The sequence below is a fragment of the Limnoraphis robusta BA-68 BA1 genome, from assembly GCF_034932365.1.
Taxonomy (GTDB): Bacteria; Cyanobacteriota; Cyanobacteriia; order Cyanobacteriales; family Microcoleaceae; genus Capilliphycus; species Capilliphycus robustus.
In genome coordinates this window covers 12804-38942 of the sequence record NZ_JAYGHR010000010.1, presented here as the reverse complement: position 1 = coordinate 38942, position 26139 = coordinate 12804, and the positions used below count along the sequence as shown (strand labels likewise).

20 protein-coding genes and 1 riboswitch are annotated in these 26139 nt (G+C 42.8%); of the genes, 8 read left to right on the top strand and 12 right to left on the bottom strand.

Annotation, left to right across the window (positions count from 1 at the left end):
* Positions 1-129 precede the first annotated feature (129 nt).
* The 3 genes from VB836_RS06950 to VB836_RS06940 all read right to left on the bottom strand — a co-directional run bounded on the left by VB836_RS06950 (position 130) and on the right by VB836_RS06940 (position 3981).
* Positions 130-612: a GUN4 domain-containing protein gene (locus VB836_RS06950; RefSeq protein ID WP_053221409.1), complete on the bottom strand. Its 483-nt coding sequence runs from the start codon at positions 610-612 to the stop codon at positions 130-132.
* A gap of 232 nt (positions 613-844) precedes the next feature.
* Positions 845-1831, bottom strand: a complete 987-nt coding sequence (locus tag VB836_RS06945) for a sirohydrochlorin chelatase (RefSeq protein WP_046280855.1) — start codon at positions 1829-1831, stop codon at positions 845-847.
* Positions 1832-1873: 42 nt separating this feature from the next.
* Positions 1874-1973, bottom strand: a riboswitch (adenosylcobalamin-variant (AdoCbl-variant) riboswitch).
* 94 nt (positions 1974-2067) lie between these two features.
* The gene (locus VB836_RS06940) at positions 2068-3981 is read right to left on the bottom strand and encodes a hybrid sensor histidine kinase/response regulator (RefSeq protein WP_323218641.1); all 1914 of its coding nucleotides are present in this window, start codon (positions 3979-3981) and stop codon (positions 2068-2070) included.
* Between the two features lie 415 nt (positions 3982-4396).
* Here VB836_RS06940 and VB836_RS06935 point away from each other — a divergent pair, with 415 nt between their 5' ends.
* Positions 4397-5599, top strand: a complete 1203-nt coding sequence (locus VB836_RS06935; protein WP_323218640.1) for a CBS domain-containing protein — start codon at positions 4397-4399, stop codon at positions 5597-5599.
* Here the strand turns inward: VB836_RS06935 and sbcD are convergent.
* A complete protein-coding gene (sbcD, locus tag VB836_RS06930; RefSeq protein WP_323218639.1) occupies positions 5596-6834 on the bottom strand; it encodes an exonuclease subunit SbcD in 1239 nt (412 codons plus the stop codon). The genes VB836_RS06935 and sbcD overlap by 4 nt on opposite strands.
* A 262-nt stretch (positions 6835-7096) precedes the next feature.
* Here sbcD and VB836_RS06925 point away from each other — a divergent pair, with 262 nt between their 5' ends.
* Positions 7097-9886 carry an EAL domain-containing protein gene (locus tag VB836_RS06925; protein ID WP_323218638.1) on the top strand — a complete coding sequence of 930 codons (2790 nt, stop codon included), beginning with the start codon at positions 7097-7099 and terminating at the stop codon, positions 9884-9886.
* A 408-nt stretch (positions 9887-10294) separates the two neighbouring features.
* Here the strand turns inward: VB836_RS06925 and VB836_RS06920 are convergent, their stop codons facing one another.
* Both VB836_RS06920 and VB836_RS06915 read right to left on the bottom strand, forming a co-directional pair.
* Positions 10295-11398, bottom strand: coding sequence for an extracellular solute-binding protein (locus VB836_RS06920; RefSeq protein ID WP_323218637.1), 1104 nt, complete (start codon positions 11396-11398; stop codon positions 10295-10297).
* 5 nt (positions 11399-11403) lie between these two features.
* A complete protein-coding gene (locus VB836_RS06915) occupies positions 11404-11943 on the bottom strand; it encodes a phycobiliprotein lyase (protein WP_323218635.1) in 540 nt (179 codons plus the stop codon).
* 853 nt (positions 11944-12796) lie between these two features.
* Here VB836_RS06915 and VB836_RS06910 point away from each other — a divergent pair.
* Positions 12797-13177, top strand: a complete 381-nt coding sequence (locus tag VB836_RS06910; protein ID WP_046278944.1) for a hypothetical protein — start codon at positions 12797-12799, stop codon at positions 13175-13177.
* 27 nt (positions 13178-13204) lie between these two features.
* Here VB836_RS06910 and cobT read toward each other — a convergent pair whose 3' ends face one another.
* The 3 genes from cobT to VB836_RS06895 form a co-directional block, all read right to left on the bottom strand.
* Entirely contained in the window at positions 13205-14335 is a 1131-nt protein-coding gene (gene cobT / locus VB836_RS06905) for a nicotinate mononucleotide-dependent phosphoribosyltransferase CobT (RefSeq protein ID WP_046278958.1), read from the bottom strand.
* A 258-nt stretch (positions 14336-14593) separates the two neighbouring features.
* A complete protein-coding gene (locus VB836_RS06900) occupies positions 14594-15196 on the bottom strand; it encodes a DUF2232 domain-containing protein (RefSeq protein ID WP_082172473.1) in 603 nt (200 codons plus the stop codon).
* A gap of 171 nt (positions 15197-15367) precedes the next feature.
* Positions 15368-16075: a Crp/Fnr family transcriptional regulator gene (locus VB836_RS06895; protein WP_046278947.1), complete on the bottom strand. Its 708-nt coding sequence runs from the start codon at positions 16073-16075 to the stop codon at positions 15368-15370.
* A 127-nt stretch (positions 16076-16202) separates the two neighbouring features.
* Between VB836_RS06895 and VB836_RS06890 the strand changes: the two genes are divergently transcribed.
* The 4 genes from VB836_RS06890 (at position 16203) to pgsA (ending at position 21041) form a co-directional block, all read left to right on the top strand.
* Positions 16203-17615: a hypothetical protein gene (locus VB836_RS06890; protein WP_323218633.1), complete on the top strand. Its 1413-nt coding sequence runs from the start codon at positions 16203-16205 to the stop codon at positions 17613-17615.
* 2 nt (positions 17616-17617) lie between these two features.
* A complete protein-coding gene (locus VB836_RS06885) occupies positions 17618-19381 on the top strand; it encodes a hypothetical protein (RefSeq protein ID WP_323218632.1) in 1764 nt (587 codons plus the stop codon).
* 365 nt (positions 19382-19746) lie between these two features.
* Positions 19747-20397 carry a sugar transferase gene (locus tag VB836_RS06880; protein ID WP_046278960.1) on the top strand — a complete coding sequence of 217 codons (651 nt, stop codon included), beginning with the start codon at positions 19747-19749 and terminating at the stop codon, positions 20395-20397.
* A 125-nt stretch (positions 20398-20522) separates the two neighbouring features.
* Entirely contained in the window at positions 20523-21041 is a 519-nt protein-coding gene (gene pgsA / locus VB836_RS06875) for a CDP-diacylglycerol--glycerol-3-phosphate 3-phosphatidyltransferase (RefSeq protein WP_046278949.1), read from the top strand.
* Positions 21042-21138: 97 nt separating this feature from the next.
* Here pgsA and VB836_RS06870 read toward each other — a convergent pair whose 3' ends face one another.
* The 3 genes from VB836_RS06870 to VB836_RS06860 all read right to left on the bottom strand — a co-directional run bounded on the left by VB836_RS06870 (position 21139) and on the right by VB836_RS06860 (position 24002).
* Positions 21139-22038: a ribonuclease D gene (locus VB836_RS06870; RefSeq protein ID WP_323218631.1), complete on the bottom strand. Its 900-nt coding sequence runs from the start codon at positions 22036-22038 to the stop codon at positions 21139-21141.
* A gap of 30 nt (positions 22039-22068) precedes the next feature.
* Positions 22069-23085 carry a pentapeptide repeat-containing protein gene (locus VB836_RS06865; protein ID WP_323218630.1) on the bottom strand — a complete coding sequence of 339 codons (1017 nt, stop codon included), beginning with the start codon at positions 23083-23085 and terminating at the stop codon, positions 22069-22071.
* A gap of 83 nt (positions 23086-23168) precedes the next feature.
* Positions 23169-24002 carry a pentapeptide repeat-containing protein gene (locus tag VB836_RS06860; protein WP_046278952.1) on the bottom strand — a complete coding sequence of 278 codons (834 nt, stop codon included), beginning with the start codon at positions 24000-24002 and terminating at the stop codon, positions 23169-23171.
* A 342-nt stretch (positions 24003-24344) separates the two neighbouring features.
* Here VB836_RS06860 and ilvD point away from each other — a divergent pair, with 342 nt between their 5' ends.
* Entirely contained in the window at positions 24345-26027 is a 1683-nt protein-coding gene (gene ilvD, locus VB836_RS06855) for a dihydroxy-acid dehydratase (protein ID WP_323218628.1), read from the top strand.
* Positions 26028-26139: the final 112 nt, after the last annotated feature.

Here is a 26139-nt window from a genome sequence, read left to right as displayed (position 1 = left end):
TCGGACATGATATTAGATCTTGCATCCCTATCAGAAACAGGGTTTCTTGCTAATTTAGCTGATCGGCTAAATTTTTTGTAGAGAAACCCGGTTTAGAAGGTTTTGTTGAGTTCGGGTACAGAATAGAAGTTATAAGCCACAGTCGTTCAACCTGGATACTAGAGTAGCAAACAACATTGCAGACTCCCTGCTTCGACAGAACCATGAGCGCAATATATCCCAACCTTCGATATCAATCTCAACCCGACAAAATACGGCAAGTGGGGGTTGAGTGTGCCAACATTCATTGTATTCTAACCATTTTCCTGACCTTCTCCAACCCATGCTATCGCCAAAAGTATTCCAAATGTTCTGGTTATACTCTTTGTTTCCCCCCAAATGTTGATAGATTTGCTTTTGCTTAGAGAACCCAAAGTTTCCATTGCTGTGTGTTGTCCAGAGTTGGTCAATCATTTGAAGATCATTACAGGGAAACTTTTCAAAACTCTCGATATCTAAGTAAGCCGTCGCCTGTTTACCTGCAATTTTCAGCATTAATCGATATGTTTCACCATCTGCTTGCTTCCATTGTGCAGCAGCGAGAAGTTCGCGTAGGGGATTGTAGTCAATCATCGGTTTTTTCAGTGAAGGGGTAATTCATAAATTACCCGTACCTGTTATCAATATTGCCTTTTGCCTTTTATAGCATTATTTTTTCGATTTCATATTACTTTTGATCTTGGCTGTAGTTAACAAAACCCCCTCTAAGACTGCATAAGCGGAGCATGAGGGGGGGGTAGATCCAAACTAATTATCTATTGAATCTCACTGAGATGAATTTTCGCTGAGAAAGAGTTTCAGGGTATTATGGGGTTTGCCAAATGCGTTGATGATATTGCTGCGGATCGGCATAGGGGTCAACAGCCTCATGGGAGTGACCGTGATCATGGCTGTGATGATGGTGATCGTGATGATCGTGATGATGATGACTGTGTGAGTCGCCAGCAACGGCTGCTAACCGGAACTTACAGGCTTCACAGTTCATCTGAACTTGACCGAGTTGGGTTTCAATTTCGCGATCGCGTAAGAGTTGCAACAGTTCGGGTTGAATGCCCATTTCGGGCAAACAAGTCATGCTAATATCGGGATATTGTTCTTGTTGTTGGGCGGTGATATCAAAAATTTTCTTGACTAACAGGCCTGTAAACAAGAAATAAGGCAAGACAATAATCCGTTTGGGCTGATACAAACGGGCGCGACGGAAGCCTTCTTCTAGACGCGGGTGAGTAATTCCAATAAAACAGGTTTCGACGGTTTGATAACCGCTTCCTTCCCACACCATTCGAGCGAGTTTGTAGACATCGCTATTGGCATCAGGATCAGAAGAACCCCGCCCTACAAAGAGGATAACGGTTTCAGAACGATCAATATCAGGGCGATCAAGTTCTGCTAAACGAGTTTTCCACAAGTCAAAAATCAGGGGACTGATACCGAAATGACGCCCATAATGAAACTTGAGTTGCGGATAGGTTTCTCGGGCGCGATCAAGTTCGTTGGTAATATCAAATTTGTTGTGACGGGCTGCAAATAAGAGCAGAGGTAAGGCTGAAAGTTCAGTGTAGCCTTGTTTGAGACAGCGTTCAATGCCTTCTTGAATAGTTGGGCCTGTGAGTTCGAGAAAACAGGGAACAACGGGACGAGAATGGTCAAGGGCTTGATAAGCTTCGGCAAAATCAAGGAAGGTTTGGCGGCCTTCGGTGTCGCGAGTCCCATGTCCGATCAGCAACAAAGGACGTTGCAAGGGTAAAGGGGGAAGACTGAGGTTGAAATTTTGAGTTTGACTAATAAGCATTTAAGCCCCTTTCCTGTGCTTGGCAGGATGTAGAGTGGTCTGTAACGAGTTGGCATTCTGGCTTGTCAATTGGCGAGTCCATGACTTACAGCTGCCGCACAGCCCCGGATTTTAACCGGAGTTTCCCAACAGGTTACTGTTTACTGAGTAATAACTTTTATAGCATAGCAAGTTGAGTGGATTTTGCTGCAAATGTAACGAATCAACATAATTGAAGCGATGGACAAGTTTAATCTTTATTCTCGCGCCTCCCAACTGATAATTTTATTAAGTAACTGATTCGGTTGAATGGGTTTGGTAATAAAATCATCAGCCTGAGTGATTAAGACACTTTCTGGAGATGTAGATTCAGTTTCAGTTGTGATTGCTAAAATTTTGATTTGTTGTGTAGCTTTGGTGTTTTTTAGGTGGTGAATGATTTCATAACCATCTTGACCCGCTATGTACATATCAACAATAAGGGCTGTCGGTTGTAACAATTCAATTTGTCCGAGTGCGGTTAATCCTTCTACTAACCAAACCACTTGATAACCCGCCGCCGTTAGAATTTCACAGATTAGTGTTGCTGTTTCTTCATCATCTTCAATCAGGATAAACCGACCTCGTGGGTTATTAGTGTATATTGTTTGTAGTGAGGTTTTGAATGAAGAAGCTTTCACTCGTTGCTGAGAATTTGGAGAGAGATTAGGTAGAGCGGGAAGGTGAACGGTAAACTTAGAACCGATACCTTCAGTTGAGGTAAATCTAATCGCTCCTCCATGAAGTTCAACTAATTGTTTGGTCAACGCTAAACCTAAACCTGTTCCGCCATATTGACGACGATAGGAAGAATCAAGTTGTTGGAACTTTTCAAATAATAAAGGTTGTTGTTCCTCGGGAATTCCAATTCCAGTATCTTGGATTTGCAAAATCGCTGTGTTCCCATCAACTCGAACTCGTAGAGTAACTCGTCCGCCTTCTGGGGTGAATTTAATCGCATTACTTAATAGATTGGATAAAATTTGTTTGACTCGGTGTTGATCAGCCGAAAATTTATCTTGATCGGGTTTTATCTGAATATCACTGGTGAGGATGATATCCTGTTTTTGCGCTCTTTCTCGAAAGGAATATAAACTCTGTTGAGCGAGTTTAGTTAGAGAAAATTCACTGATTTGTAAGACTGTTTTTCCGGCTTCTACTTGAGAAAGTTCGAGAATATCGTTAATTAGTTCTAATAAATGTTCTCCACTGTCGTGAATTTTTTTTAGATATTCTTGCTGCTTTTCTCGGGGAATTTTTGGCAGTTCTTCACTGTTAGAATAAAGACGTAATAGGGTAGCTGAAATCCCAATGACACAGGTGAGCGGCGTTCGCAATTCATGGCTCATGGTGGCTAAAAATTCGCTTTTCGCTCGATTGGCAGATTGAGCCGCTAATAAGGCGTCGTGAAGGGCTTGTGTGCGTTCTGTAACTCGTCGCTCTAAGGTTTGCTTTTGCTGTTGGAGTTGGGCGTAGAGTTGGGCTTGATAAATTGCGATCGATAAATGTTCGGTTATTTGAGCGAGAAACTTGTTTTCATCCTCAGTCCAAGAACGGGGTTGGAAACATTGATGGGCGATTAATAATCCCCACAATTGATTTTGTACAATGATTGAAAAAACCAGCTTTGAGCGAACTTTAATCTGTTTTAAAAACGCCAAAAAACAGGGTGAAGATTGATAGGTATTCTCCACATCTTGAATCATCAAAAACGCCTGACTTTTTGTAAATTTTGCTTGAGCTTCTGGCTTTTCAAAAAAGCAGCTATCTGCTTCGCTTAAGTGAAGAACAGACAAGATTTGATCAGACGAACGAGCTTCGTAGGTGACACATCCTTTGCGACTATTGCTGTTAACTGAAGACAAACCAGAGGAAGTCGGGAGTCGAGGGGGTGAAGTATTTCGCTTTCGTTCCTCTGTTTCCCCTTCTCGTTCTAGGATACATTCGCCTGGAGGAACAGACCATTCAAAGTCAAACTGATAGATCAATAAGCGATCAACCTGCAAAAATTGCTGCAACCGTTCAACTGCTGTTGACAAAATAACAGACAAGTCCAGACTTTGGCGAATCTGGCTAGTCACTTGGTTTAAAAGTCTCTCTTGTTCGAGTTGTTGATACAGGGCTTTATCCACAGGTTTGTATCAAAATCAACAGCAAAATGGGTAGAACACAATTGTATCTGTATGATTGTTATTCTAGTTCTATTGTCAAGATAACACTAAATTGCTTTACTGAGTCCATGACTGAGTTCCCCTAATTATCTTTGCTGAGTTTAGCTCCTATGGAAAGCGAATTGTGTTAACTTTGAATACAATAGCTAGACTTAGGTACAAACAGAGTGTAGACCAAGAGAAGCGGAACCGAAAAATAGGTTGATACTCCTTTGTTCAGCCTGAACAGAACAGAATGTTAAGCGTTGATCGCAGTTGACAGATGTATGGAGTTGGGGCGTTCTTTTTCCGACTTGACAGAATAGGACTGCCGTGACCAATATGTATGATATCAAAAAATGCTTCAGTCCACAATCCCTAGAACGAGTTTAGTTGAATGAGCAGCTCATCTCGGATCACCCTTGAGTCTACCGTTGAAGATCTTATTTCCCATACTTTCCAAGTCAATTCTACCACACCTGGACGAGTGATTGCCCAAGAATTTCATCAAAATCCCGAATTACCGGGTGTAATTGTGGTTGATGATCATCAATTAGTTGGGATGATTTCTAAAGCCAATTTCCGCGAACAGATGAATAATCTCAATCGCAAAAATCTGTATTTTAATCAACCGATTCAATTGCTATTAGATGTCATCCGAATTCCCCCTCTGGTCTTGTCTAAAAACTGTACAATTTTATTCGCTGCGAATCAAGCATTAACTCGACCCAAACAATTCGTTTATGAACCGATAATCATTGAGTTAGAGCAAGGAGAATTTAGACTCCTAGATATTTATAACTTACTTTTGGCTCAAAATAATCTGTTAAATTTTTCTTGTCGCCAAATAGAACAACAAAACTTGAAATTACAAACCTTTGAGCAAAAATTGCAGCAAGAAAAAAACAAGGTTATAGAATATGCAGCATCACTCAAACAGGAGAAAGATTTAATTTTTAAGCAATATGATAAAGACTACAGTAAACGCAAAGCTAAACTCGCTCAGTATACTCAACCGATTCTTCAGTTTAATCAGCATTTTCTGAGAATGAGTGAACGGATTTCTGTAGAAACTCGCAAAGCGTTTTATGCGATCTTTGTCGGTTCAAACTCGATCTACCGTAATACTGAACATTTATTTAAAATCAGTCAAGCGATCGCTGACGATCTCGCAGCCATCAATTCGACTTCTCAAATGCTGGGAGAGATTATTCAAAAAGTTCGTCATCTAGCCGTACAAGCCGCCATTGTTACCTATCAATCTGATTCTCCTCAACCCCAGGGATTCAGTCAAATTAGCCTGGAAATTAATCGACTGATTCGTGAAACCTCAAAAGTCAGTGATCAAACTCATACGATTGCAAATCAGCTAAACTTTAACTTACAAGAACTCCAAGAATCTGCCATTGAAGACGCTCGGATTACTTGCTCAATGCTTTCTCACGTTGAACAGGCTGAAGCCGTTTTAGATGAGTTAGAAAAGCTTGTCAATTCATCCAATCTGCAACATCAAGTCACTCAACAAAATTCCGCAGATGCTGAGTTTATCATCCAAACCATTGAGCGGGTTTTGAAGTACAAACAACAGCCAAAAAACTAAACTTCTACTTCTTCTGGTGTCGCCCCCGCTAACAACTCTTCCGCCGCATCCATCAAATCTTGTTCAATCTCTTTGAGATCTTCGCGACTCCCTAAATAGGTTTTTAAAGCGGCGAGGGGATCAAGCGTATGACGATCTAGTTCAGGAATACGAGGACGAGCCAATTGACTGACTAATTCTGCTTGAATACTATAACTATGAGCCGCAGTTAAAGCTTCATGTAAACGAGAGTTTTCAATCAAATCAATCTGTTCTGAACGCAGTTGATAAATTAACCGCACGACTACATCTTCAATCGGTTTTTTCTCAATCGCTTTAAGGAGCATAGCTTGGGGATCTTCAGCTTGAGAAACATCGACTTTTATTGTACAAAAAGAACGCACAGGTAAAGCACAAAACTCCCATTTAACCTGACCTTTTTCCAACTCCACTAATACAAAACCCTTGTCTTCTTTCTCCTCACTAAAATCAACCCGTTCGATACTTCCCGGATAAATAATTGGTGGATCATTAGATTTATTCAAGTTCTGATGTTTATGAACATGACCCAAAGCGACATAATCAAAACAAGGGCGAATCAACAACGATAAAGGAATATTAAACCCTTTCCCAACCGCTAAAAAACGTTCGGCTCCTAAACTGGCTTTATCGATCATTAAATGACCCAGTAAAACCGTCGGAAGTTGAGGATCTAACCGTCGAATTAACCCTTCCATTGCGATTTTAAGTCGTTCAATTAATAACTCATTAACCTGACTTAACGTTAACCCCTCCGTTTCAGGACGAGTTAATAAAGTCGAACGAGTTAACCAAGGAAGCGTGATCACCTGAACTTCCCCATTTCGAGTATTAATTTTATGAGTTTCTAAGCGATCGCCAACCACAAACCCCGGTACACCTAATGTCCGATAAATTCCTAAACTCGCTCCCCCCTGTCCTTGAGAATATTGATCATGGTTTCCCACTAATAAAACAGTCGGAATTTCAGCATCCACTAACCGTCGAAATTCCTGAGCAAACGCCTGTTTAACAAACGGCGCCGGAGTCGCATCGGGAAACGCATCTCCCCCAAACAACACCAGATCAACCGGTTCTGCGATCGCCCGATCAATACACCGTCCCAGAGTTTTTACAAAGTCTTCTAAACGAGTGTTTAAACCCGTTTCGGGGTTGGTACGTCCGTGGGAGAAGCCACTACCCATATGGATATCAGACAGATGGAGAATTTTAATCATATTGGACAAAGAACTCAATAATTTGGATATAAAATCCGGAAAGAGAGGATGCTAAATTTGTAGTGCTTTGCTAGGATTCTAATAAATCTACTGCTCAATTCACTGATCTACTAAAGGGGTCACTGATTTAATCAGTAATTTTAACAGTTCCTCATCGGACAATCAGGGAAGATCTACTCCAGAATAATGGATTCATTTTGAACTCGTAATCCTATCTATGCCTTTCTTCAAAGCTCTATTACAAGGTGCGTTCGATCATACAATGGAATCACAATCCTTAACTCCAATACAAAGAGCCGTTCTCGATTTAGCGGGTCAATTGCGCCGTAAAACTGCGGCTCATATTTCAGCATACCTCAAAACCTATCTCGATACACCTCACCAAGTTAATCAGATTAACGCCAATGCAATCCGATATGCTCAGATCAATCGCAATAATTTCGAGAGCATACAGCAATATTTTTGGCAACAAATCCAGATTTTTGATAGTGTCAGTGGGATGAATTGGGGTGACAACACCGGGAAATATATCGGGATTACTTTACTCGCGGATCACACACCAACACTCGAAATCAAAACCCCAACAACAGGTGTAAACAAATACATCTATGCTCTCGATGATTGTGGAAATAGCACCTTTGAGCCAATTGGTTTGTGTCCGAACTACGATCCTCGTCATCGGCTTTGGTATCAAACGGCTCAACAGTTTAATTGTGCCACTTGGAGTCCGATTTATCAATATTCTAACACCATTCAAGTTCAACTCGGTTTGATGGCGGTTTTACCGTTATATGATGCGAAAAACTGTTTTATGGGTGTTTTAGGCTGTGATCTGTCTTTATCTCACATCGGTGAATTTCTCAAAACACTCACCGTTGATCAGGGGAGTATTGCTTTTATTGTCGAACCTTCTGGTACATTAGTTGCAAGTTCCTCTATGACTCATCCTTTGACTGTCGATCCGACTCAAACCGCAACCTATTTAAAGGCTATCCACAGTAGCGATCGCTTAATTCAAGCCACCACCCTTTATTTATACCAACATTTTGAAAATCTTGCTGAAATCAACTCAGATCATCAGTTAGAATTCACCTGGAATCAGGAAATTCAGTTAATCGATGTATTTCCCTTTAATGATAGTCGCGGTTTAAACTGGTTAATTGTATTAGTCACACCCGAATCAAAATTTATCCAAAAAATTCCCCCCGATTATCACCATACCTCAAGTCAAGCCCAGGCGACCCTCGAACGGATTAACCAAAACCTAGAACAGAGAAATCAGCCCCGAAGTAGCAGTTTAAAACAGTTAGATGAAGCCCTCAAAATCAGTGAAGATCGGTGGAAATTAGCCCTTCAGGGAAGCAATGATGGAATTTGGGATTGGAACGTCCAAACCAATGAACTGTTCTTCTCGCCGCGTGCTAAGGAAATGTTAGGCTATGAAGACCACGAAATCAATAACCATCTGGCTGAGTGGGAAAAGCAAATTCACCCCGAAGATCGAGAACGAGTCCTCAAAGCCATTGAAGATCATTTAGACCAAAAAACCCATAACTACAGCACAGAATACCGTATTCGCTGCAAAGATGGCAGCTACAAATGGGTTTTACATCGGGGTCAAGCCCTGTGGAATGATCAGGGTGATCCCATCCGCATGGTGGGTTCTCAAACCGATCTCAGCCAACAGCAAGCTGCACTTCGTGAACGCAAACAAGCCGAAGCTAAACTCTTTTATTTCGCTTATCACGACTCGTTAACTCGTTTACCCAACCGGGCTTTTTTTATGGATAAACTTCAGTTAACCCTCAATCAAGCCCGTCAACATTCTGATCACTTATTTGCCGTTTTATTCATTGATCTAGATCGCTTCAAACTGGTTAATGATGGCTTAGGACATTTAGCCGGAGATGAATTACTGATTCGCGTTGGCAAAAAACTCCTACACTGCATTAATATTAACGATACCTTGGCACGTTTGGGCGGAGATGAATTTGCAATTTTATTAGACAAAATTCAAGGAATTTCTGATAGTATTCTCGTCGCCGAACTCATTCTCGCCACACTGCAAGAACCTTTTCTTCTCGAAGATCAATCGGTGTCAATCAGTGCCAGTATTGGAATTACCCTCAGCCATTACTATGCAGCCAATCATTCCTACAAACATAGCACCGATATACTCAGAGATGCTGATATCGCCATGTACCACGCCAAGCATCATAGTAGCTTACGCTATGCGATTTTTGATAGCAAAATGCAGATGAATACGCTAATGCGACTCCGTTTAGAAAATGATCTACGAGCCGCCATAGAGTCTTCCAAACTCAAAGTTTACTATCAACCTATCGTTTGTTTAAAAACAGGAAAAATCAAGAGTTTTGAAGCTTTAGTTCGTTTACCCGATCCAAAAAAAGGCTTAATTTCTCCCGGTGAATTTATTCCCATTGCCGAAGAAACCGGGTTAATTGTTCCCCTGGGAGAATGGGTATTACGAGCCGCTTGTCAACAACTTCGACAATGGCAAATTCAAGAGGGATTAGATCCCAATATATCAGTCAGTGTGAACGTCGCCGGACAACAATTTTCTCAAAAGAAAATCGTTCGTCAAGTTCAACAAATTTTGCAGGAAACAGAATTAACCCCAGCCAATTTACGCCTAGAAATTACCGAAAGTGCGATCGCCGAACATTTAGAATGGGTAGCCAAACGCCTAACTCAACTCCAACAAATGGGAATTCAAATTTTAATTGATGATTTTGGCACAGGTTATTCATCCCTAGATCGCTTACAACGTTTTCCCATCGATACCCTCAAAATAGATCGCTCCTTTGTCAGTCAAATGACTTCCCCAAACTCCAATTCAAAATTTGTCGAAGCGATCGCCAATTTCGCTCACAGCTTAGGGTTTAGCATCGTTGCAGAAGGAATAGAAACCCTCGAACAAAAACAAATCATTCAACAAATTGGCTGTGAATACGGACAAGGAAACCTATTTTCCCCGGCTGTTGATGCGGCGACAATGACAGCTTTTATTCAGCGTCATCCGATTTTTTAGGGTAAAAATTCACCACCAAGACAGGAAGACACAAAGATTTATTCTTACTGTTCTTTGTCTGAAGAAACTCACCACCAAGAAAGGAAGACACGAAGATTTATTCTTGGTGTTCTTTGTGCCTTCGTGTTTTTTGATTTCACCACCAAGACAGGAAGACACAAAGATTTATTCTTACTGTTCTTTGTGCCTTCGTGTTTTTTGATTTCACCACCAAGAAAGGAAGACACAAAGATTTATTCTTACTGTTCTTTGTGCCTTCGTGTTTTTTGATTTCACCACCAAGAAAGGAAGACACGAAGATTTATTCTTGGTGTTCTTTGTGTCTTCGTGTTTTTTTATTTCACCACCAAGAAAGGAAGACACAAAGATTTATTCTTAGTGTTCTTTGTGTCGAGCGTGTTTTTTTGATCAACTCCCAACTGTTTCTGTGCGAATTTTTGTCCACAAAGATCGGTATTGTTCTAAAGTAGATTCGGGTAAAGGAAGCAAAAATTCACTTTGCTCTAAAATTTCTGCTTTTGGAAACAGTAAGGGATTATTTCGCAGGGCGGACGGTAACTCATTGGGGTTCATCTGAGGAACAATGGGGGAGGTTGTACCCGTGAGTAAAGACATTTGAGTTGCTATTTCCGGTTGCCAACAAAAATCAATCCACTGTTGGGCTAAGGGAACTTCAGAGACAGGTTTTGTAGAGGCAGGGCGTACCCACAAATCAGTCCAAAGGCGGGTTCCCGACGCCGGGACGACAACGGCGAGATTATGTTGACGGCGAATCTTTTCGGGAAAGTCAGTAGACCAACCAACCGCTAACCAAGTATCTCCGGTAATTAATGGTTTGAGATAATTATTAGAGTCATAAAGTTTAACGTTGCGGTGGAGTTGACGCAGTTCTTCTTCTAAGCTAAGAACCCGCTCCAGATTTGTAATATTGTAAGATGAACCCAGTTTTTTTAAGATTAAACCAATCGTTTCCCGAGGATGATCCAGAACAGAAAAGCGATGACGGATGTCTTCTCGCCACAAATCGCCCCAATCTTTCGGTGTCCAACCGAGAGATTTAAACTGATCGACTCGATAGGCGATGACTGTCATTCCCCAACGGTAGGGCGCCGCCCAGACTTGCCCTTGGGGATCTAACTGTCCTTCACGGTTGCGGGTGACTAAAGCTTGCCATTGCTGCGGGAGTTGATTCCACTGTTGCCAAACACTCGCATCGAGAGGTTGTAGTAATTTCTGTTGAATAGCAGCACTCAACCAGAAATCCCCAAGCATGACTAAATCTGTGGTTGCAGAGTTCTGTTGTAGCAAGCCATAGAGGTCTTTGAGTTGAGGCTGAGGAACAAAATCGATCACAGGACGATCTAAGAGTCCCTGACGGAACTTACTGACCATTTGGACGGGGACTGAACCTTTTAAGAGTTCGATTCTGAATGCCGTTTTCTGTCGGCACCCGACTGCGATACTTCCTAACGTAATAGCACTTGTCCCCAGGAGAAAATTCCGTCGCTTCACAGGTGTTACTGAATTCGTTTTTCTAGATACTGACCAATCATTTGCTGTTCACCCGCTCTGGTGATAATCGACTGACGGGTTCGGTACTTCGTGCCGATGTGTTTGATTTCTTCCTCGAATACAGAATTATTGTACTCGGTTCGCAAGCATAATGTGTCTGGATTGGGAAGATAATATTTAGCGTTGATGGGTTTATCTGTCGCAAAACCGCGATCGCGATACAGAATATTTCCCAATACCCCAAAAATTGTTGACCCTTCTGATTGGGGGCGATCGCTTGTCGAGCGGGTGCTTAACCATTCTACATAAGAACCACAGAATAATACTTCGTGATCGCTGAGGTTGTGCAGTTCAGCCAGTTTGATCAGTTCCGGGCTACCTTGGGCTAAAAATTTCACCGTCAGACGGCTAACCCATTCTTGAGATTTTCCATCCGGGAGCGTGTAGTACCGACGTTCAGAATGCCACATTCCTTCTGATTGGCGAAAATATTGTTCGATTTGAGGTACTGTATATCTTTTGATTTGTTGGATCGGTGCGTTCATTTAAAGAAGTCCTCCTCTCGGTTCTACTGAAGTACAAAACGCAATGTTTAAGTACCCTGGCTCGGATTTTGTTATATTTCTTAATATACACACAAAAACCTCAACATGGCAATCTCAACAGTCGTTTTTTGTGATTACAAGAGTCTCTTGAGAATTTCCGGTATGATGAGAAATTTGCGGCTCTTAATTACAACTGAGAATATAAGACCCAAAAATCAGAGTGCAGTTGCCCTTGATACAAAACCCTGAATTCAAGCCAAGATTTTACTGATTTACAGCAAATCTTTATGAGAAAGATTAGATTTTTGTTTCAGTTTATCACAAATTTTCATAAACCGGACTGAGTGATTAATCCTCCAAACGGTAGAGATCTAAAAAATACTATTAGGCTTGAATCAAGAACTGGGTAATTTAGGCTTAAATTCTAGACAAGACAATCAGCGACTCTTTCAGACAGATTCAGTGAAAATTTATCATTATTTTTAATGATTTTGCTTTGATTATTAATCAAGTAACTGCCAATTTATGAATGTTGATCAGCCGCTCTGAGCAGGGAAATTAATCAAAAATAGTCGAGTTCAATCTATCAAAAGTATAAAAGCAGAGGGTCTATACAACCCAAGGATAACAATAGGCCATATCAAGAGCCGGAAGTGAAACAGCTTTTTACTCCTACGGCAATCTCAGCAAAGATTTGGCTTCTTTTGGGTGAGAGTCAAAAGCAGAGAATTAAAATTTCTTTAATGAGAGTTTGAGGGTAAAAGTTAAATAATGTAGAAGTAACTTCCCAGTTGAGCAATTTTTTGTCTAGGATTAAAGATAGAAATCCACTAAAGACAGTAAAGGAATTTTCATGGATACGCTCAACCAACAAGTCATCGCTTTGAATCACAAAGTTGATCGACTTTACGAAATCGTTATGCAAGTCAATGACAGAGTAGGCGAATTGATCACATCCCAATCACCCACCCAAACCGAAAATCGAAAATCCCCAGTAGAACCTACTCACAGTCAATCTTTTACCAGGCGACACCTTTCGCTCGAGTCGAGATTAGAACATAAAGATGTTTTAAGCGATGACGACTACATCACAACCAAAGTGATGATTCATCGAGAAGAACCCAACATTACCGCCGATCTGCAAGTTCAGAGACTGACAGCTCAACTAACAGCTGCTTACAACCGGATCGCCGCCTTAGAAGAACAGTTGCTCGCCCAGAGAACTCATTACTAACTCTGTAAGACGTTCTAGTTAACGTCTCTACATTTGATCACGGTTTACAACAGCTTGATATTGATCGGCTAAAGCTTCAATCGCATCTAGCAGTTGGGTAGAGTTCCAACCTTTTAAATGAGCCGCAATCGCACATCCACCAGCCCCGACCCCTTCTTTAACATATCCCTGCTCATAAGCTCGCAGTTGAGGATAACGGGAAGTTGAAAAGTTGAGAGGGGTAGCCAGTAGGGGAACAGAACCAATTTCTTGAGCTAGTCCTACTGTATCGCCAGTTGGATCTTCAGCCACCCAACGGGTTGTTCCGACTATCACTTGTTCCGGGTGCCAATCTAAATCAAAATAGTTAACGAGCGCTTCACTTAAACCATAAACCGCCAGCATTTGTGTTCCCCCCGCTAGAAGAACTCCCACAGTACGACTAGCGGCTATTGTCATTGCTGCAACGACAATTTGCATCGGATCACCAACAGCAGCTACTAATTTCAGAGGATCTAAACCCTGAATCGATTGAGGATGCCATAAGTTCGCCGCTTGTAGTCCCGCCGTTGCGATCGCCAACTTTTGATGATGATTACAATCAGGATGACTACTATTAACCTTATTTTGGGCGGCGAACCCCAAACCGAGCAAGACTGCTAAAGCCGTAGTCGTACCCCCAACAACACATTCACCGATAATCATATAACTGGGGGAATTTGCTTGCAGGGCGAGTCGTTCACCCCAAATTAACCCTTGTTCAAATAGGTGTTTAACCGTGCTTAAATCCATTGCTTGACCCGAACTGACACATTTTGCCGGAACTCCCCCTAAATCAATCGTAGGAACCGCAGAAGCCACAGGTAATCCCGCATTCAACAGACAAAGCGGAATCTTCAAGCCCTCGACAACCGCCCGAGAAATCAACACCGGGGAAGCCCCGGCATTTAGAGGCGGTAAAGGATATTCAGGTGATTGTTGGGGGCCGTTGTAGAGAAATTCGGCATCCGCAACACAGGTATATTGGCGATCTTTAGGCGTGGCACCCGCAGCCGAAATACCTGGAATCAAGCCAGTTTCAGTAAACCCCAAAACACAGGCAAAAATTGGCTGACCTCCGCGATATTGTTTTAACCAGTGGTTCGCCCGTTCCGCTTGACAATAGACAAGTACAGTCACAGTCCTCAGATGAAATGATTATAGGTCGGGGGTGGGGAGACAGTTTACAGTGACCAGTGAACAGTGAACAGTGACCAGTGACCAGTGACCAGTGAACAGTAACCAGTGAACAGTGACCAGTGACCAGTGACCAGTTTTTGCCTTCTGCCTGTTGCCTTCTGCCTGTTGCCTTCTGCCTGTTGCCTTCTGCCTGTTGCCTTCTGCCTGTTGCCTTCTGCCTGTTGCCTGTTGCCTTCTGCCTTCTGCCTGTTGCCTGAATCAACCTTCGTAGTCGAGTAAAACTTGCACCCAAGCGGGAGGGCGAGGAATGGGGCTTTTGAGGCGATCGAGCAATAATAACGCCACCAGATGAACCACAAACAGATAAATCGCACTATTAACGACAACCATGACAATGGCAAGGATTTGAACAAGGGTTAAACTCGGTTGAGCGAGTATTCCTAACTTGATAAAGATCCATTCCGCTAATTCTGTAATTTGAGTTGTGGCATAAACCCAGAGATCTCGACCCAGTAAAATCGATAATAACCAATAGCGAAAAAAGAAGCCAAAAGAGCCGATAATCGCACCAATTCCAATGGAAACAAACCAGTTAGCGCCACGTTTCCACAAACCCCCCATCACAACTCCCATCCAACCGTAGGGAATCAAGTAGATAATCGAGCGAGTAGGCCCCATCAAAACCGTCAGTAACAGCAGGGAAGTCAAAGCACCCATCCAGGCTTCTCGCTTTCCCCAGCGTAAGTACAGCAAAGCAATCGGTAAAGGAAAAAACACCCGCAACACAGGCCCCATCGGAAAATAATAGTTAGCAAACCAAATGAGACTCGCTGTACTGGCGAGAAATGCCGTTTCCACCATCGGAATGGGAGAACGAGGCTTTTTGTCGGGTTGAGCGTTGTTTTGATTTTGAGAGAAAAGGGGACTGGAAGGGTGAGGTTTTTTGGTCTTTGTCACAAAAAATCTGGGGGGAGAAGGGGTGGTTTGACTCAAAAGAGAATCAAGGAGCAACAGGAATCAGTGCGTCCAGGACTAGACGAGAATTCGCTCTAAAGCGTGAACATCTGGAATACTGAGAACATCGCGATCGCGATGAATCAATCCTTTCTTCTCCAGTTTACTGAGAACTCGGGTTACTGTCTCCCGTGCCAGTCCACTCAAGCCACTTAACTCCCGATGGGGAAGATTGGGAATTTGGGTGCCTTCTTCGGTGGTTTTTCCCTGTCCTTCTGCCAAAAACAACAAAATATCAGCAACTCGGGAGGTGCTGTCTGATTCTCGCAGCCGTAGTCGTCGGTTCACCTGACGTAGACGCCTTCCCATCAATTGCGCTAACCGAATACCCGCCTTGGGTTCAGTGTTAATCAGTTCTACAAAATCCTGGGCGGGCATATTCCCAATCATAGTAGGAGCAAGGGTGATCACATCTGTCGAACGGGGAACTTCATCTAAGGCGGCCATCTCACCAAATATTTCTCCTTTTCCCAAGATATTGAGTGTCACTTCTTTACCGTCTAGGTTGTAGGTACGAATTTTGACCCAACCATCAAGAATAAAATACACGGAACTCCCCCAATCATTTTCCAATAAAATGACTTGGTTTGGAGGATGTTGGCGGCCGACAACGTGAGATGTGGCTTTATCTATTGCCTCAGTCGGCAAACCTTGAAAGAAAGATGTGGAGAGGATCATCTGAATGATATCAGATTGCGTCTCGCGGGAGAAGTACCGATCTTCCATGAGGGTCTCATACTGTAAATTTCGCTTCAGCGATGGTTAGAGAGGATCTAAAATAGGGGCTAGTTCTACTTGAGTACGCTCTTTCCCTAGCCTATCATGGTATCAGTTTTAGGGGGAGGTTCTAGCCGTGACTGCTCAAAGCGATCGCATCAAAGCTCTGATCTTGAATATAGACAAAGCGTTGAGCTTATCCAATCCTCGGCCACCTCTGGTTGTCCTGGGAGATAGCATCATTCAATCACGCCAAGTTTTAGAACAGGTCAGAAGTTATTTATTGTCTCACTCCGAAAGTCTCTCTTCAGGGAGTCTGGATATTATCCCCGACTCTCAACAGCAACTCGACTCGTTGGAACAATCTTTGCGACTGGCAATTCGTCAGGAATTTCAACAGTTACAAACTCAGTTGACTCAAACGATTCAAGCAGAAATCCAGGCAATGCGGCAAGAGCGAAGGGTTCTGATCCGAGAACTGCGACTGTTAAGACAGCAGCGACAACAAGCCGAAACCGCTTCTCAACTGAGTCAAGAGCCTCAATCTCCCGCACGGGTGCAAACGGTATTTGTTGAGCCGACAGCAACTTATCGTTATCCTTCATCGAAGGAACGAGTACAGGAATTGTTCCCCTATGCTGGGGTGGAACTTCCCCCACAGCAGTTAGAGTCTCTGGTGACATCTGTTGCTGTTTCTGCCTCCAGAAACCCTGAACCAATCGCTACGATGCCAGATGTGACTTTATCTCAACAGCTAGACTCTGATCAATCGGAGCTGCTCAACCTTCCCTGTTTAGCAAAACAGGAATCATCCGAAGAAACCCCGACTCAAAATGATCCCCCTGACAGGGTAGAGTTAGAGTTAGTCGCACCGCAACTGGAAATTTCCCCAACCCTTGAGGGCCTACAAGAATCCACTCTCAACACAACCGAGGTGATTGTATCTTTAGATCCAGACTCAACACCAGAGGAAAACCCCCTAGAAATCTCCTCAGAGGGCGTCAATCAGGTGAATGATGTCTTCGGAGCGTTGGACTTAAGGGAAGCCGTATTCGTCGAGTCTCAAGCCTTACGTTCACCTTCTGTTACCCCAACTCAGCCGACTACGCCACCCGATCCGATCCATCAACTCCTCGATCAAGAAGGCTATATTCATGCTTCACCCCTGGAAAACCTTTTACCCCATGATCAGCAACAAGAAGACGACGATGATCAGCTAGACACTCACCTGATGGTTGATAAGAGTATCAGACAACAACTTGAGGAAGATTTGTTGAATTTAGAACAGCAATCTTTTATTGGGGAAGATCACACAACACCTAACTTTTCCAACCCACTCCCAACAACTCAGGAGATCGAGACTTTTGAGCAATTATGGTCTGAAACTTCTCCCGTTGAGCTTAATCCCTTTGCTGAAGCCAGTGCGTCTGAAATGAACCTTGATGAACTGCTCGATGATCTCGATCAAAACGAGGGAGAAACAACTCACCCAGATGAACAATCAGACGATCTCAATTTTGAGGCTTTGAATCGGAAACTGCAACAGTAATTATGCCACCTGAGTACAACAGTAAAGACCGAAAAACAGCACCGGATCAATGGTATCTTTCACTTGATCTTGGAACAGGACTGTCCGCCTGTTTACTGAACCGTAACAGTCAAAAAGTGTATCCTGTTTATTGGAAAAGCAACACTAACAGTCCCTCTGATTCCGATCAGGTGACTTTTCGCCTACCTTGTGAAGTAGACTGGCAGGAAACACCCAACGGTAAGGAGCGAAAATTAAAAAATTTCAAGCCCTATCTTAATATTGCTATTCCCTACGTCAGAATTACTCAGGATACCGCTTCAGAAGTCAGCCAAGTTCCGGTACCGTTGATCCAATTATCCGACAATCAAACGGTTTTTTTAGGCAAGTTTCAACGGGCTTTACAGCTATTACTCTCGACGTTAACCCATGAGGAGTCTCAAAAGCCACTCAAAGGTTTGATGTTACCCAAATTCTACACCTGTGGAGCGATCGGTTTAGACTCAAAAACCCTTGATTCTGTTCTCAAACACCTAGCTGGAGTGATTGTTGGTTTTCCCTGTCAGGGAACGCAAGCTTATCGTTTGAATGTGGAGAAAGCGATTTTAGATGCGAATCTTGTCAAAAGCTCTGAGCATATTTTATGGTTAGAAGAAACGATCGCCATCATGTTGGCTCAACTGCGTTCTGATGGGATGATATCAATCTCAGATGGCGGTGTATTAGTCATCGATGCGGGAGCAACAACAACAGAAATTGCTTTGGTTGAACTTCCTGATCCCATTGAAGATTTGACTCATGCTGATTTTTTTTGTCATAGTTGGGCTTATGGGGGAGATGCACTAGATCTCGATATTGTTTGTCAGTTATTGTTAAACTCGCCCACAGGAAAACGGTTACAATCTCAGGTATTTTCGGAGCAAGAGTTGATCAAACCGCAAACAGGATGTCCTGATTTACAGCATCGTTATCGTCTTCAGCAACAGTTAAACAGTCAGCCTTTGGGGGTGGCGTTGTTGGAAGCTGCAAAATCTTTAAAAGTTATTCTTCCTCAACAACAACATTACAGGTTAAACATTGAGGATTATCAATGGGAACTCAACTGGACAGATTTAGAACGCTTGGTTTTGGTTCCGTTTATTAATCAGTTTAACTCTGAACTCAATCATGCGATCGCGAAAGCTGGAATTTCTAGTCTCGCAATTAATCAAGCCATTTGTTTGGGCGGAAATGGAGTTTGGACTAAGTTAAATCGTTGGTTGCGACAAAAATTACCCAGTGCGATGATTTTTCAAAATGATAGTCGAGAAATCGGCGTTGAGGAGGGGTTTTTGTGGGATCAGGTTCAGGTGGCGATGGGTTTGGCGACGTTACCGCTTTATCCTCAAGTTCTTGATCGCTCCCGACATCAGTATAGTGATTATTTTCTGCTGACAGAGTTGTTAAATGGGTTTGAGGAGCGATCCTTGTCTATTGATCAGGTGATGCAATTGTTGGAAAGTCGCGGAATTAATACCCGCTCCTGTCAGTCGCGAATTCTCAACATTTTAAAAGCGCAACTTCCACCAGGGTTAATCCCCAGGGAGCCAGAACTTTTATTGATTCATCCGGCTTCTCGACAAACTCCCGATTATCAACGTCTCAGCGAGGGGAATTTGTTTATACAAGAGGGCGATCGCTGTTATCGCCTCAATCGTGAACAAGCGGATCAAGTTCGTCAGTATCTCAAGCAACTGCTTTCGGACTATCAACAATCTTTAGAAGAGCCTGCGGTGATTCCCTTTTAGATGGACTCCTCCTGAATACTCGTATCAGATTGATCATCAATATTTTGTATATTGAATTACAATTTTCTCTTTTTTGCAGAGGATTTGAGAGTGTGAAATCGGCCATTTCCGAATGCTTGATCCTCTGATCAGCGCACAATAAAAAATCTGACGGCAATTTTACAAACTCAGGGGATTTGTGAATAAAATAGTCATTGAGTTTAAAGATTTCGTAAAATTTTGAGGAAAGTTCAACGTAAAACTTCCGGTTAATAACAAATTTACTTAGAATGAAACTGGAGTCTCAATTCACCAAAAAATCACCGGGGTAAACAGTTGTGACTGGTATTTCCAAATCATCTATCCACTCAGCCAGCAAATATTTAATTGAAGGAAACCCTTCTAATCCTTTCCAATTTGGAACAAGAGTCCATCCTTCTGTTCGTTCAAAAGTTAAACGCTTAATCGATATTGGGGTAGCCTTAGTTGGATTATCAATTACAGCAATCATAGCCATTCCTATCACGATCATTATGTATTTTGATGATCCAGGCCCCCTTTTATACAGTCAAATTCGCTGTGGTTTTCGGGGAAAACCCTTTCGGATGTGGAAATTTAGATCGATGGTTGTTAATGCGGATCAGATGAAGCATTTGGTAGAAAACCAAGCCAAAGGTCATATTTTCAAGAATGATCGCGATCCTCGCATTACCCGTTTAGGTCAATTTTTAAGGAAAACGAGTCTCGATGAATTTCCTCAATTTTGGAATGTTTTGCGCGGAGAAATGAGCATCGTGGGTACTCGTCCTCCGACTCCAGATGAGGTTGAAAAATACGAAGAGCATCACTGGAGACGGTTAGATGTTCGACCGGGAATTACAGGAGAATGGCAAGCCAATGGTCGTTCGAGTATTGATGATTTTGAAGAAATTGTGATGATGGATATTAACTATCAGCGCAAATGGTCTGTATTTTATGATATCGTGTTGATTATGAAAACGATTACAGCCGTTCTGAATAAAGACGGAGCTTGTTAATCAAGGTTGTACTTTATTAAATTTTACCTTAAACCTTCTGAAATATGCCTTTAGGCTCAAGTCTAGCGGGGAAATTCCTGCTAGATTTTAAGATTGTAGAGGCGATAAACGAATCAATACTTTCAATGAACTTACCCACTTGGATCACGTTTTCTCGTTTACTGGGTGTTCCCATACTCCTGTATGGCTTGCATGAACCGACGCTAGAGAGTCGCTGGGTGTGTTTGGCGGTTTTTGTTGTCGCCGCTTCTACAGACTGGCTGGATGGCTACCTGGCGCGGAAACTTAACCAAGTGACTGATCTGGGGAAATTTCTTGATCCATTGGTGGATAAATTACTGGTGTTGGCGCCGCTTTTGGCTTTGGTTGAACTCGGACAAGTTCCTGCTTGGGGTGTATTTTTGATTTTAGCACGAGAATTAGCGATCGCAGGTTGGCGGGTGAATCAAACTAAAATATCAGGGGCGAACCTCTGGGGAAAACTGAAAACGGTTATTCAAATTATCGCCATTTGTTTATTAATTGCGCCTCTATCTTCTGAGTGGGATATTGTTAGTTTAGTGGCGTTTTGGGCGGCTGTGGCTATCACCTGGATTTCGGGTATTGTTTATTTATTACCTGCTAAACATGAGACATCTATTTAGTCTGGGGTTGCGTCATCAAAATCCGGGAAATTTACCACCAAGACACCAAGACACGAAGTTTTTTTTCTCTTTGTGTCGAGCGTGTCGAGCGTGGTTTTTATTCTTTTGATTTGGGAATCAGACGCCAAATGGTTGTTTGTTGTTCTTGGGTTGGAAGTTGTTCTAGGGTTTTTCCGAGTTGTTTTTGTAAGTCTTGAGTTAGGGTAATAGGGAAATCAAAATCTAGGTTTTGAGTTTGAATCAATTGGGAGAGTTCAGTCAAGGAAGTTTTTAGGGTTTTGCGTTGGGAACTGGTGAGTTTAAAGCTATCTGTTTCTGAAATTTGTTGAGTTTTCATTGCTTGTTTGAGACGCTCTTGAATGTGAGTGATTTCTGAGTCGAAGAGTTTCCATTGTTCGGCGATTTCTTGATAACGAGTGGCGAGTGTATCGAGGTTTTCTGTTGTGGGATCGGGTGAAGATTTGGCTTGCAGTTGGAGCAAATGTTGATGAATATTAGCTAAATAGACTAAATCCATTTTAGCATATTCAAGTTGCTTTTTGCTGAGAGGCCGTTGTCCCCAATCGCTGCTTTGTTCTTGTTTATCAATATTGCTAAAGTTGCCTAATGTTGTTGCTAAGGTTTTCAGTTGATAGTTGGGAACGGGAAGTAAATAATAGGGGATTTTTTTGGCTATTTCTAGGGTGCAGGTGACAGTTTTAGCCTGTTTTTTTCCTAAAAGTTTTAGATCATAGTTGGCATTATGAAAGACTTTTTCAATGGCGGGATTGATCATAATCACATCAATAAAATGACTGATTAATTCCGTTTTGTCTAAAACATCTAAGAGGTAGAAGTGATCGTCTGTTTGATCATTGACTGTTGTTAAAACTTGAATCAGAGATAACCGAGGTTGACTTTTATAATCTGCAACTTCTGTATCAATCCACAAAATTTGAGCAGAAGACAGTTGATTAATAACGGCTTTAATTTGTTCGGTATCGGTTAAATAAGGCATGAGTTTTACGAAGACTTGAGGATAATCTTTTTAAGAACAAAGACACAAATGCGCGGCTTGATCACAAGTGGAACCATCGGGCATAATGGTGTTTGTTAAAATGGCACCATCCAGATTTGCACCGTCAACATTTGCACCTCGTAAACTCGCACCTTGTAAGTCAGCACCGGATAAATTTGCACCGCGTAAATCAGCTTTCCAGAGATAAGAATTTTGTAGATTGGCGCTCGTTAAGTTCGCACCTGCTAGAGTTGAAAGATTCAAATTTGCTCCCCTTAAATCAGCTTGAATTAAATCAGCTTCAGATAGATCAACTTTCAGCAAAACCGCTTCAGTCAGATTGGATTGTTGTAAAATAGCTTGAGTTAAGTTCGCGCCATGTAGAGTCGCTTTTTTCAGGTTTGCTTGTGTCATTTGGGCGAGATGAAAATTGGCTGCGGTGAGATCAGTTTCTTGCAAGTTCGCTTTTTTGAGGTTCGCCTGAGTAAAATTAACACCGTTTAGATCCTGTCTTGACAAATCTACCTCGACTAAATGAGCATGGTTGAGGTTAATTCCAGTGAGACGAGTTTCGTCAAGTTTAGCACTATTTAAACGAGCATAACTGAGATTCGCCCAACAGAGGTTTGCACCTGTAAGATTAGCTGAACGTAAATTAACACCACTTAAATTCGCCCCACATAAATTTACCCCAGTCAGGTTCGCTGAACGTAAATTCACCCCTCGCAAAACGGCTCCACTGAGTTTAACGCCCTGCAAATCTGACTTCACTAAAAAGGCACCTTCGAGGTTAGCTTTCGTCATATCAGCATTGATTAATTGTCCTTTTCCAAGTTGAATATAGCTGAGATTACTAGCGTATAGAAAGGCATTACTGAGATTACTTTCATTGAGTATGGTGCGGCTGAGATTTGCTCCAGCAAGGGAAGCTTCAGCAAAGTTAACCCCAGGTAAATTAGCATGAATTAAACTCGCGCCAATCAGGTTAATTTTTCTGAAATCTCGTTCTCCAGTCGTGTAACGTTTTAAAAGTTCTTTAATCTCCATCAGGGAGCCTCCAGCTTTTAGTTCAATTGTGGCACGCTACACTGGGGAAGTTACTCAGATTCGTTACAATTTGACATATTGATCTACTCGCGTCGATCCGGTAAAATTGCTCCTCGAATGTCTGCATCTCGTAAGTTCGCTCGATCAAGACGAGTATCAAGCAGTACCGCTTCCATCAGATTAGCACCGCTCAGGTTTGACCAACTCAGTTTTGTGCGGTAGAGTCGCGCTCGGCTGAGGTTAGCGCCTCGCAGGGTTGTCCAACTCACATTAGCTGCTCGTAAATTAACGCCACTCAAGTTCGCTTCACTCAAATCAGCCCCAATCATTGTAACTCGACTCATATCGGCTTCACTGAAGTTGGCACCAATTAATAATGCACCACTGAGAATAGCATTAATCAGGTTTGCTTTTTCTAAGATAGACTCTCGGAGAATGACGTTAGTCAGATTTGCTCCTTCTAGAATAGCACCCGTCAGGTTTGCTTTCATTAAATTAGTGCGAATCAGGGTAGCATTAGTTAGATTCGCTTTAACAAAATTCGCTTCGGCTAAATTGGCTTCAGTCAGGTTAGCATCGGTGAGATTGGCTTGAGCGAGACTGACTAATTTAGACGATGAACCTCGAAGATTTGATCCCATCAGGTTAGCCCGATCAAATTTAGCTTCAGTCAGGTTAGCGCCAATTAAGTTAGCTTCCATTAAGTTGGCGTCGCTGAGATCAACGCCCATCAGTTTGGCTTCGCGAAAATTAACTTGGGTGAGGTTAGCATTAATGAAGTTTGTATCTTGCAAGTTCGCTCGTACTAAAACCGCTTCACTGAGATCAACACCTCCTAAATCTACTCCAATCAGGTTAACGGCTCGAAACATCCGTTCACCTGCTTCATATCGCTCCAAAAGTTCATCAACTTGCATATAATTTACCTCAACTAATTTTTGATTAACTCTTCTGATTCACGCTGTAGCTTTCATCTTTCCAAATTCAATGGAAGACTCAGCGTCAAAACACTGCCATCTTAACTCTCAGATTGGCATAGTTTCTCACCTGTGCCTTCACAACCTCAACTTAGGGATGAGAAATCCCCACACTCTGCGACAATAGATACAACAGAGAAAGGAAACTGGGTAATGGTAGAGACGCGATATACCACCTCTACAACCCGATGGGCAGATCGTCGCAACAGTCTAAAAGATGGAAGAATCTAACTGACTTGCAACAGACCACCATACCATTAAACTTTGAGACAGGAGAGACTCATGTCAGATAACTTCAGAAGTCAAGCCATCACCCAAGGCTCGAAACGCACGCCGAACCGGGCGATGTTACGGGCTGTGGGGTTTGGGGATGAAGACTTTGATAAGCCGATTGTCGGCATTGCCAATGGTTACAGTACGATTACTCCCTGTAACGTTGGATTGAATGATTTGGCGTTAAGGGCGGAAGCCGCTTTAAAACAGGCGGGGGCGATGCCCCAAATGTTTGGGACAATTACCGTTAGTGATGGGATCGCGATGGGAACCGAAGGGATGAAATATTCTCTGGTTTCCCGGGAAGTGATTGCAGATGCCATTGAAACGGCTTGTAACGGCCAAAGTATGGATGGGGTTCTGGCGATTGGCGGCTGTGATAAAAATATGCCAGGGGCGATGATTGCGATCGCTCGCATGAATATTCCGGCGATTTTTGTCTATGGCGGTACGATTAAACCGGGGAATTTAGACGGTTGTGATTTAACTGTTGTCAGTGCGTTTGAAGCTGTTGGTGAACACAGCGCTGGGAAAATTAACGATGATCGTTTGCTGCAAGTCGAACGCAAGGCTTGTCCGGGTTCGGGTTCCTGTGGGGGAATGTTCACCGCAAATACCATGTCTTCCGCCTTTGAAGCGATGGGAATGAGTCTGATGTATTCCTCGACGATGGCGGCAGAAGATGCGGAAAAAGCTGACAGTACGGAAAAATCTGGCTTTGTCTTGCGCGAAGCGATTCATCAACGCATCTTACCTCGGCAAATTCTCACCCGCAAGGCGTTTGAAAATGCGATCGCGGTGATTATGGCGGTTGGCGGTTCGACGAACTCTGTCCTGCATTTATTAGCGATCGCTCATGCGGCAGGTGTGGAACTGACAATTGATGATTTTGAAACGATTCGGGGTCGGGTTCCGGTCTTATGTGATCTTAAACCCAGTGGGCGATTTGTTACCACAGATTTTCATAAAGCGGGGGGCGTTCCGGTGATTATGAAAATGTTGCTTGAACAGGGTTTAATTCATGGTGATGCTTTAACCATTACCGGAAAAACGGTTGCGGAACAGTTGGCTGATATTCCGTCTCAACCGTCCCCTGATCAACAGGTAATTCGACCCTGGGATAATCCCCTTTATAAGCAAGGACATTTAGCCATTCTCAAGGGAAATCTCGCCCCAGAAGGCAGTGTTGCTAAAATTACAGGCGTCAAAAAACCGCAAATGACTGGCCCCGCCCGGGTGTTTGACTCGGAAGAAGAATGTTTAGAACGGATTTTAGCGGGTGAAATTCACGCCGGAGATGTTCTGGTTGTCCGCTATGAAGGCCCGAAAGGTGGCCCCGGAATGCGGGAAATGTTGGCGCCGACTTCTGCGATTATTGGGGCGGGGTTAGGCGATGCTGTGGGTTTGATTACCGATGGACGGTTTTCGGGTGGTACCTATGGCTTAGTGGTCGGTCATGTCGCCCCTGAAGCGGCTGTTGGCGGTACAATTGCCTTGGTGCAAGAAGGCGATAGTATTACTATTGATGCTTCACAACGGTTATTGCAGTTGAATATTTCGGATCAGGAGTTAGAAGAACGTCGTCAAAAATGGCAACCGCCTCAACCTCGTTACTCGAAAGGGGTTTTAGCGAAATACGCGAAGTTGGTGTCTTCGAGTAGTGTTGGGGCAGTGACGGATTTAGACTGTTAGTTAATGTTTAGGGTGCTTTGAGATTTCTCAGTGATCAACGACCCCATCCGTTTATGGCTGGGGTTTCTTCTGGTGCCTATTGCCTTGTTAGAAAAACTGAATTTGATTAACT

Excerpts from the sequence above, each read along its gene's own strand:
- VB836_RS06950 (WP_053221409.1), bottom strand. The coding sequence starts at position 612 with ATGATTGACTACAATCCCCTACGCGAACTTCTCGCTGCTGCACAATGG.
- VB836_RS06945 (WP_046280855.1), bottom strand. The coding sequence starts at position 1,831 with ATGCTTATTAGTCAAACTCAAAATTTCAACCTCAGTCTTCCCCCTTTA.
- VB836_RS06935 (WP_323218640.1), top strand. The coding sequence starts at position 4,397 with ATGAGCAGCTCATCTCGGATCACCCTTGAGTCTACCGTTGAAGATCTT.
- sbcD (WP_323218639.1), bottom strand. The coding sequence starts at position 6,834 with ATGATTAAAATTCTCCATCTGTCTGATATCCATATGGGTAGTGGCTTC.
- VB836_RS06925 (WP_323218638.1), top strand. The coding sequence starts at position 7,097 with ATGGAATCACAATCCTTAACTCCAATACAAAGAGCCGTTCTCGATTTA.
- VB836_RS06915 (WP_323218635.1), bottom strand. The coding sequence starts at position 11,943 with ATGAACGCACCGATCCAACAAATCAAAAGATATACAGTACCTCAAATC.
- VB836_RS06910 (WP_046278944.1), top strand. The coding sequence starts at position 12,797 with ATGGATACGCTCAACCAACAAGTCATCGCTTTGAATCACAAAGTTGAT.
- VB836_RS06900 (WP_082172473.1), bottom strand. The coding sequence starts at position 15,196 with ATGGTGGAAACGGCATTTCTCGCCAGTACAGCGAGTCTCATTTGGTTT.
- VB836_RS06895 (WP_046278947.1), bottom strand. The coding sequence starts at position 16,075 with ATGGAAGATCGGTACTTCTCCCGCGAGACGCAATCTGATATCATTCAG.
- VB836_RS06885 (WP_323218632.1), top strand. The coding sequence starts at position 17,618 with ATGCCACCTGAGTACAACAGTAAAGACCGAAAAACAGCACCGGATCAA.
- pgsA (WP_046278949.1), top strand. The coding sequence starts at position 20,523 with ATGAACTTACCCACTTGGATCACGTTTTCTCGTTTACTGGGTGTTCCC.
- VB836_RS06870 (WP_323218631.1), bottom strand. The coding sequence starts at position 22,038 with ATGCCTTATTTAACCGATACCGAACAAATTAAAGCCGTTATTAATCAA.
- VB836_RS06865 (WP_323218630.1), bottom strand. The coding sequence starts at position 23,085 with ATGGAGATTAAAGAACTTTTAAAACGTTACACGACTGGAGAACGAGAT.
- VB836_RS06860 (WP_046278952.1), bottom strand. The coding sequence starts at position 24,002 with ATGCAAGTTGATGAACTTTTGGAGCGATATGAAGCAGGTGAACGGATG.
- ilvD (WP_323218628.1), top strand. The coding sequence starts at position 24,345 with ATGTCAGATAACTTCAGAAGTCAAGCCATCACCCAAGGCTCGAAACGC.